Origin of the sequence: Gordonia sp. (in: high G+C Gram-positive bacteria), assembly GCF_012515855.1 — a bacterium.
Lineage (GTDB): Bacteria > Actinomycetota > Actinomycetes > Mycobacteriales > Mycobacteriaceae > Gordonia.
In genome coordinates this window covers 1-5,108 of sequence record NZ_JAAYXO010000153.1, presented here as the reverse complement: position 1 = coordinate 5,108, position 5,108 = coordinate 1, and the positions used below count along the sequence as shown (strand labels likewise).

The window sequence follows — 5,108 nt, the reverse complement described above, 5'->3', positions numbered from 1 at the left end:
TGACACCCGCCGCGCGCAGTTCGGCGACGAACTGCGGATTCAGGGCGCCGTCGGGGTAGTCGAGCCACTCCACGAACACGGTGCGCTTGCCGATGGTCGTGAGGTCGGGGACCCCGACGAAATTCCATTCGGCCTGGGTCCGGCAGTCGACGAGGACCGTGCGCGGATTCTCCGACAGTCGCGTCCACGCCTCGGCGCAGGTCACATTTCCTTGAAAGTTCATCGGCCGCAGACCTTCCATTCGCCGTCGACGCCGACCAGCTTCAGCTGCGTCTTCTGCTTATCGCTCTCGGTGTTCTCGCGGTGCCAATGCGCGGTGACCGTGGCGCGATCACCCGTCACCTCGACATCCATGCTCGGTACAACGATCTTGCCCTTGGCATCGTTCTCGGCCCGGTTCCGGTCGGCGAACTGCACCGAGGTCGGGAAGTCCGGCGCGGCGATATCCGTGGCGCAGAACGAGTCCCGGTACCGCTCGTAGTTCAGCGTGCCCATCGCGCTGTACATCTGGTTGACCGTGCGCTGCACCTTCGCCGAGTCGGAGATCCGCTCTTCAGCGGGATTCACCAGCGCCGAGATACCGACCCAGAGCAGGATCGCCAACGCGAGGCCTCCCGCGATCAGCATCGGCAGCGCGGCCTTCCAGGAACGCGGTTGGTCGTTGTCTGCGTGCTCGTCGGGGCCGTCGGCGGCAGGCTGGTCTTGGTTCATGATTGCCGAGTGTAACGACCCCGCACCTGCGACTTCGCGCACACAGCCCGGTTCGGGCCGATGGCCAACGGAGCCGTTTCGTCAAGAGTTTTCTCCAGCGGTAATCTAACTGAGGCATACCTCACATAGAAATTTTGGTCGCGGCGCATCTCGACATAACGTAGAAGGCAACCCTGCCCATCCAGCTGAGGAAGCACCTGTTCATGAGTGACAACAGCCGCCCGTTGCGGGTCGCGATCATCGGCGCCGGCCCCGCCGGCATCTATTGCGCAGACGCACTGATGAAGTCGGAGACCGCGTCGGCCCGCGGCCTGAGCATCGACCTGTACGAGCGCATGCCCGCACCGTTCGGTCTCATCCGCTACGGCGTCGCACCGGACCATCCGCGCATCAAGGGCATCATCACGGCGCTGCACAAGGTGCTCGACAAGCCGCAGGTCCGCCTGCTCGGCAACATCGACTACGGCACCGACATCACGTTGACCGACCTGCAGAGGCATTACGACGCCGTCGTCTTCTCCACCGGAGCCACCGACGACCGCGGTCTCAACATCCCCGGCGTCGACCTGGAGCGCAGCTACGGCGCCGCCGAGTTCGTCGCCTGGTACGACGGCCACCCGGACTTCTCTCGCGAGTGGCCGCTGGAGCAGGAGAAGGTCGCCGTCATCGGCGTCGGCAACGTGGCCCTCGACGTGGCCCGCGTTCTCGCCAAGACCGGCGACGAACTGCTGCCCACCGAGATCCCGGACAACGTCTACCAGGGCCTCAAGGCCAACAAGGCCGTCGAGGTCCACGTCTTCGGACGTCGCGGCCCGGCACAGGCCAAGTTCACCCCGCTCGAGCTCAAGGAGCTCGACCACTCGCCGAACATCGAGGTCATCGTCGACCCCGAGGACATCGACTACGACGAGGGCTCGGCCGTCGCGCGTCGCTCCAGCAAGATCACCGATCAGGTCGCGACGATCATCGAGAACTACGCCATTCGCGAGCCCAAGCAGGGCGCGATCCACAAGCTGTTCCTGCACTTCTTCGAGAACCCGGTCGAGATCCTGGGCGAAGACGGCAAGGTCGTCGGCCTGCGCACCGAGCGTAACCAGCTCGACGGCACCGGCAACGTGAAGGGCACCGGCAAGACGCGCGACTGGGACGTCACCGCCGTCTACCGCGCCGTCGGCTACCTCTCGGACAACGTCCCGGACATCCCGTTCGACGATCAGGCGGGCGTCATTCCCAACGAGGCGGGACGCGTCTTCGACGAAGGCAAGCACCTGACCGGCCTGTACACCACCGGCTGGATCAAGCGCGGCCCCGTCGGCCTCATCGGCCACACCAAGGGCGACGCGTCGGAGACCGTCGAGTGCATCGTCGACGACATGGTCAACAATCGTCTCAACCCCGTTGAGGATCCTTCCGAAGAAGCGATCATCGACCTGCTGAACGAGCGCAAGATTCCGTTCACCACCTGGGACGGCTGGTACCGACTGGACGAGCACGAGCGCAAGCTCGGCGAGGCGCAGGGTCGCGATCGCATCAAGGTCGTCGAGCGCGACGACATGCTGGCCGCTTCGGAGCCGCACAAGGTTCAGAAGTAGTCGCGTAAAGCGCAGACAGAAAGGAGGAGGGCGACCGTTGACGGTCGCCCTCCTCCTTTTAACTCTTCGCCGGTTGACGCTGCGGTGTCAGCCGACCGTCACTTCGCCTCCGCGCGGCGGACGTTCTGCCAGAAGCCGCCGTTGTTGAACGGGTTCTCCACCTGCTGGCCGATGGTGTAGCCGGAGATCGAGGAGGGCCAGCAGCCCTTCCACTTGGTGTCGAACACGATCGACGTCTGACCCGGCTTCAACTGACCGGTCTTGGTGCCGCGCGCCTTGTTGGCCGGCACCCACCGGTTGGCTCCACCGAGCTCCGACACGGTGACTCCGGTCATCGTCGAGCCGCCGACGTTCACGACGCCCATCCAGCGTCGCATCTGCCAGAGCGGTCCGTCGTTCCAGTTCGGGCCCCATGCCTTGAACGTGCAGGACACGCCGCCGATCAGCATCAGGTCGCCGGGAGGGGCGGCCTGCGCCTGCGGCGCGGCGACGAGGGAACTGGCGCCGATGGCACCCGCTGCGGCCGCGGCGACCGCCATTCGCTTCAGGGACTTCTTCATGTCGAGAGCCTTTCGTTTCGCAGGGCCTACGTCAACTTCGGACGATCCAACTCTTCCAAACCCTTACCTGCCTATCGGCCCACAGGTGCGCATCCGTTACCAAATTGCTCAGCAGAATCACAGCATTTCGGTATCCCAGTGCACAGAATCGACATCGGGTTAGGTAAGGTAATCCTTCGTGAAGAAGGGACTCGGGGTCGTCGTGCTGACGGCCGCCATCGCGTTGGCGTTCGTCACGTCGCTCGCGATCGGCGCCCGCGACGTACCACTGAACGAGGTATTCGACGCGCTCACCCACGCCCTCGCCGGCGGCGGTCTGGACACGCTCTACGACCGCAGGCTCACTCGCACCGTCCTCGGATTGGTGGTCGGCCTGGCGATCGGCGCCGCGGGAGCTCTCACCCAGGGCCACACCCGAAATCCGCTGGCCGACCCCGGTCTGCTCGGCATCAACGCAGGCGCAGCCTGCGCGGTGGTGATCGGCGCCTTCGTCTTCGGAACCTCGGGGGCCCTGGTCAATACGGTCCTCGGGCTGGTCGGCGCGCTCGTCGCCGCTGCCGCCGTCTTCGGCCTGTCGAACGTCACCGGGTCGTCGCCGCTCACCCTCGTCTTGGCCGGAGCGGGACTCACCGCGTGCCTCACCGCAGTGTCGTCGGCGCTGGTCTTGATGGACGGCGCCAGTCTCGACACCTGGCGCTTCTGGAATGTCGGCGCCATTCGGCATGAGGCGGACGTCCTCTGGACCACCCTGCCGTTCATCGTCGTCGGACTGATCCTGGCTCTGGCGGGCGGTTGGTTCTTGAATCTGCTGAGCCTGGGCGACGACATGGCCACCGCGCTCGGCGGGCACGTCGGCCGGATTCGTGTCGCGGGCATCGTCGGCATCGCTCTCCTCGCCGGTGCCGCGACCGCAGCGTGCGGTCCCATCGTCTTCCTCGGACTGGTGGTCCCGCACCTTGCGCGTGCCGTCACCGGCCCCGACTACCGGTGGATCGTGCCGTACTCGGCGTTGTTCGGCGCACTGCTGATCCTGGTCTGCGACGTCATCGGCCGGGTGATCGCCCGTCCCGGTGAGGCACAGGTCAGCGTGATTCTCGCACTGATCGGCGGCCCCGTTCTCATGCTCATGGTTCGACGCAGAAAGCTGCCGACGGTATGAGAACTGAGAACGCCCAGAACCGGACGCCCGCACCGGCCACCTCCACCACGAGGATCTTCGAAATCGGTCCCACCAGTTGGGTGATCCGCCCCCGCCTCGCCATCTGCACCGGCATCGGCGTCGCGGCGATCATCGTGCTGATCCTGGTCGGCCTGTCGGTGGGCTTCACCACCCCCATCGACACCGCGCGCATCCTGCTGGGAGGCGGCCGCGTCGCGGAGAACATCGTCATCTTCGACGACATGTTGCCGCGGGTGCTGATCGCCGCCTTTGCCGGCTTCAGCCTGGCCCTCGCCGGCTGCTTGACACAGGTGATCACCCGCAACCCGTTGGCCACCCCCGATCTGCTCGGCATCACTGCGGGCGCGAGCGTCGGCGTGGTGCTCGCCGTGACCGCGACCAGCACCGGTTTCGGCAGCTTCTTCGTGTCCCTCGGGGTGCCGCTGTCGGCGATGCTCGGCGGCTTCGTCACCGCGCTGGCGATGTACGCACTCGCGTGGAGCCGCGGCCAGGTGGTCACGAGCACGCTCCGCCTGATTCTCATCGGCGTGGGCATGACGTGGATGATGCAGGCGGTCGTCGGCTTCCTGATGTCCCGCGCCAACGTGCACGACGCCGCGATGGCGCAGCGATGGCTCGTCGGTTCGCTCGCGGACACCGGCTGGAGTTCGGTCGGGCCGGTGGTGATCGCCACCCTGGTCGGTCTCGGCTGGACCGCCTTCATCGCACGCCAACTCACCGTCAGTGGCTTGGGACCCGACATCGCGCGCGGCCTCGGCGTGCGACTCGGCATCGTCACGTACGGCACCCTGATCGTCGCCGTGGTCGTCGCCTCGCTCGCAGTCTCCGCGGCCGGACCGGTCGCGTTCGTCGGGCTCGTTGCCCCGCAGATCGCCCTGCGCCTGGCTCGCACCGCGCAGCCGACCCCGGCGTTCTCCGGGATCGTCGGCGCGTGCATGGTTCTCCTGGCCGACATCATCTGCCGCGGCGTCCTCCCGGGCGGCCTGCCCATCGGCGTCGTCACCTCGGCGGTCGGCGGACCGTTCCTGGTGTTTCTGATCGTGCAGGCGGCACGGAAGTCGTCGG

5 protein-coding genes and 1 pseudogene are annotated in these 5,108 nt (G+C 66.4%); 3 read left to right on the top strand and 3 right to left on the bottom strand.

From position 1 onward, the window contains the following. Both GX543_RS11145 and GX543_RS11140 read right to left on the bottom strand, forming a co-directional pair. Positions 1-223, bottom strand: a pseudogene (locus GX543_RS11145) (rhodanese-like domain-containing protein); the annotation flags it as partial. After that, positions 220-711, bottom strand: a complete 492-nt coding sequence (locus GX543_RS11140; RefSeq protein ID WP_290851974.1) for a hypothetical protein — start codon at positions 709-711, stop codon at positions 220-222. The pseudogene GX543_RS11145 and the gene GX543_RS11140, both read right to left, overlap by 4 nt. A 203-nt stretch (positions 712-914) precedes the next feature. On the opposite strand from GX543_RS11140, the gene GX543_RS11135 reads away from it, so the two are divergent. Beyond that, positions 915-2,303, top strand: coding sequence for an FAD-dependent oxidoreductase (locus GX543_RS11135; RefSeq protein WP_290851973.1), 1,389 nt, complete (start codon positions 915-917; stop codon positions 2,301-2,303). Between the two features lie 98 nt (positions 2,304-2,401). Here the strand turns inward: GX543_RS11135 and GX543_RS11130 are convergent, their stop codons facing one another. Next, positions 2,402-2,863 carry a hypothetical protein gene (locus GX543_RS11130; RefSeq protein ID WP_290851972.1) on the bottom strand — a complete coding sequence of 154 codons (462 nt, stop codon included), beginning with the start codon at positions 2,861-2,863 and terminating at the stop codon, positions 2,402-2,404. Between the two features lie 178 nt (positions 2,864-3,041). Between GX543_RS11130 and GX543_RS11125 the strand changes: the two genes are divergently transcribed. Then, positions 3,042-4,022, top strand: coding sequence for an iron ABC transporter permease (locus tag GX543_RS11125; RefSeq protein ID WP_290851971.1), 981 nt, complete (start codon positions 3,042-3,044; stop codon positions 4,020-4,022). After that, positions 4,019-5,108: iron ABC transporter permease (locus tag GX543_RS11120; protein WP_290851970.1), on the top strand; the 1,090-nt coding region annotated here is incomplete at its 3' end. The genes GX543_RS11125 and GX543_RS11120, both read left to right, overlap by 4 nt.

Bases quoted from the DNA above. Each gene is read 5' to 3' on its own strand.
- GX543_RS11140 (WP_290851974.1), bottom strand. From the start codon at position 711: ATGAACCAAGACCAGCCTGCCGCCGACGGCCCCGACGAGCACGCAGAC.
- GX543_RS11135 (WP_290851973.1), top strand. From the start codon at position 915: ATGAGTGACAACAGCCGCCCGTTGCGGGTCGCGATCATCGGCGCCGGC.
- GX543_RS11130 (WP_290851972.1), bottom strand. From the start codon at position 2,863: ATGAAGAAGTCCCTGAAGCGAATGGCGGTCGCCGCGGCCGCAGCGGGT.